Annotated in this window: 3 protein-coding genes and 1 pseudogene; all 4 read right to left on the minus strand. The window is 43.6% G+C overall.

Annotation, left to right across the window (positions count from 1 at the left end):
* Positions 1-1,004, minus strand: a 1,004-nt coding sequence (gene mobB, locus CXF78_RS19590) for a molybdopterin-guanine dinucleotide biosynthesis protein B (protein ID WP_102037698.1), incomplete at its 3' end; no start/stop codon positions are given.
* A 17-nt stretch (positions 1,005-1,021) separates the two neighbouring features.
* Complete coding sequence (gene mobA / locus CXF78_RS19595; protein ID WP_102037699.1) at positions 1,022-1,612, minus strand: molybdenum cofactor guanylyltransferase MobA; 591 nt, start codon at positions 1,610-1,612, stop codon at positions 1,022-1,024.
* The gene (locus CXF78_RS19600; protein WP_102037700.1) at positions 1,596-2,345 is read right to left on the minus strand and encodes an energy-coupling factor ABC transporter ATP-binding protein; all 750 of its coding nucleotides are present in this window, start codon (positions 2,343-2,345) and stop codon (positions 1,596-1,598) included. The genes mobA and CXF78_RS19600 overlap by 17 nt, the downstream gene beginning before the upstream one ends.
* A gap of 1 nt (position 2,346) precedes the next feature.
* Positions 2,347-2,697: pseudogene (locus CXF78_RS19605) on the minus strand (ABC transporter permease subunit); the annotation flags it as partial.

The following is a 2,697-nucleotide window of genomic DNA, read 5'->3' on the forward strand; positions in this document are numbered from 1 at the left end:
CGTACATGCTGACCTTTAACGATGTGCTCATGCTCAAGAAGGGTTAACAGGTTATCTTGTTCGTTTGCTAGTTCTCGTGGCTGAATGGTGTCAGCGCCTTTTGGCACTGTTGCTCCGGTCATAATGCGCACGGCTTCGCCGTCTTGCAGCATATTGGGGTAATGATGTCCTGCTAATACTTCGGCCACGACTTTAAGAGGCTTATTAGATAAGTTACTAAACGCAAAGGCATAACCGTCCATTGCTGAGTTAGTTTGTTGAGGTACGTTTATTTCAGAAATAATATCATGTGCCAGTACGCGATTATCAATATCGAAAAGACTGACTAATTCAGTGTCCACAATAGGGGTAACTTGGCTTAATACCGCCGCAACGCCTTGGGATACACTAATGCCGTGTGGACTGTTTTCCGTATCGTCCATTTGAGCTGCTTTGCTCGCATCAATCGGCAAGCTGACCTCTTCTGCCTGCCAATTTTGTTGATAGTGTTGTACAAAATCAGCAATTTGCGCCACGTTGTTTAAATCTAATCGCATTAATGAATCAGGTACTGTGGTTTCATCACAACAGGCAATCGCAACGATATTGTCATCATGTATATGAATCAAAGGTTTATTATGTGCTGCACGGTGTAATTCAATTTTAGGTAATGCCAGTTTTTTAAAGCCTTCTACCAGCACGATATCGACTTTGTCGGCTTCAATTTGACGCAGTAAATGTTGTAATTGTGGGTCATCATCAACTGGGTCTTCAGTCATTAATGCCCAGCGTACATGAGATGCTACCAATACTTGCCTTGCCCCAGCTTTGCGCATTTCGAAACTGTCTTTACCCGGAACATCAACATCAAAATTATGATGTGCATGCTTAATAACGGCTAAACGTAAACCGCGTTCAATTAAGGCAGGAATAAGCTGTTTTAGTAGAGTGGTTTTACCTGTGCCACTGTATGCACAAAATCCCAAAACGGGAATGGACAATGGATTAGAAAATAATGCTGTCATGAAGTACCTCTACTGAATTACTTGGCAATTTGCGTTGCTAACTGTTGTTTTTGTTCTGGTGTATTGATGTTAACGAATGCATTGGGTTGGTCAGCAAAACTTTCTACAGCCACTTTATGTTGGCGATACCAAAAATCAATTTTGCGCTCTCCCGCATCTAAAAAAGCCTGCATCGATGATGCCAGATGTGGTTTTAGCAATAACACTACGGGTTGTTCATACTCACCATCACTAGCAACAGCAAGGTCGGCTTGTTGTTGCTCTAAAGCAGCTAATAATCTTGCTGTTAAGTCGGTTGGTAGCATAGGACAGTCACAAGGGACCACAAGTAAATAATCAGCTTGAGTCTGTTTTAAGGCTGTAACCATTCCAGCTAAAGGGCCTAAATAACCGCTGTCTTGATCGCTGAAAACGGTGTAACCCCATTGCTCATATTGAGCTTGGTTTCGATTTGCGTTAATCAGGATCTGATCCACTTGAGTCGACAGCTTATTAATTGTATGACAAATCATCGCTTGGCCATTGAGATCCACTAAGCCTTTGTCATTGCCGCCCATTCGTCTTGCCATGCCGCCAGCTAAAATCACCGCATCAATTTGTGGTGCCATAATGTAATTCCGTTGTGTGGGTATCATGTAAATCATCTGTTTGGGGTACATGAATACTGGTATGAATTGTGCGTTGCTTTATATGCCAATGTTGTTGACACAACGCGGTCAGGCCACAGGTTTGATGACTGCTAATTAACAGTCCTGTGCCGTCTTGTTTGAGTTGATTAATCATCGCGAGCACTAAGCGCTGTGAGTGCTTATCCATATTCGAGATCGGTTCATCAAGCATTAATAGTTTAGGTTGCGCAATCCAAGCTCTGGCAATGGCAAGACGTTGTCTCTCGCCCCCGGATAGATCGCTAGCATTATGATTCAGTAAATCGGTGAGTTGAGCCATATGAATGGCTTGTTTGATCCGTTTTTTACGTTGTTCCGGCGCTAAAGCCCGCTGATCCAAGGCGTAGGTTAAGTTGTACTTTACTGTGCCTTCAAAAAGATAAGGATGTTGATGTAAATAAACCGCTTTACCTAAAAGAGATGACGGTCGCCACCACGTTTGAGGCGCAAACCCCTGGCTGGTGATCTGACCTTGATTTGGTTTAATTAAACCCGCGAGGAGTTTCATTAAGGTCGATTTACCCGAGCCATTGTCACCTTGCAGGTAAATGACATCACCTTGGCTAAAATGCAAATCGACTGCGCTAAAGAGTATCTGCTGATTAAAAGATATCAGTAGGTTTTTTGCATGAATACTGGCTAAAGAGCGGTCTGAAGAATGTGATAATGTCATCTTAATGACTCCTTGGGAGGGCTTTGCCTCGCAATGAACCTAAGATGAAGTTTAACACTACCGCTAATATTAATAAGACTAATCCTAGCGCGATAGCTTGTGCAAAATCGCCTTTGCTCGTTTCAAGTGCTATTGCAGTGGGAATATTACGGGTGACATTCATAATATTGCCACCAACCATCATCGAGCAACCCACTTCAGTTAAAATGCGGCTAAACGCTGCGATAATGGCGAGCAGTAAGGGGCCTCGTAGTTCACGGCATAAGGTCCAAACCGCGCGTAGCCATGAGGCTCCTAATGTACGAGATGTTTCCCACGCTCTACGATCCACACTGGCAAAAGCGGCCTGTGA

The organism is Shewanella sp. 11B5 (genome assembly GCF_002836795.1).
GTDB classification, from domain to species: Bacteria; Pseudomonadota; Gammaproteobacteria; order Enterobacterales; family Shewanellaceae; genus Shewanella; species Shewanella frigidimarina.

Coding starts and splice junctions, on each gene's coding strand:
- mobA (WP_102037699.1), bottom strand. CDS start 1,612: ATGGCACCACAAATTGATGCGGTGATTTTAGCTGGCGGCATGGCAAGA.
- CXF78_RS19600 (WP_102037700.1), bottom strand. CDS start 2,345: ATGACATTATCACATTCTTCAGACCGCTCTTTAGCCAGTATTCATGCA.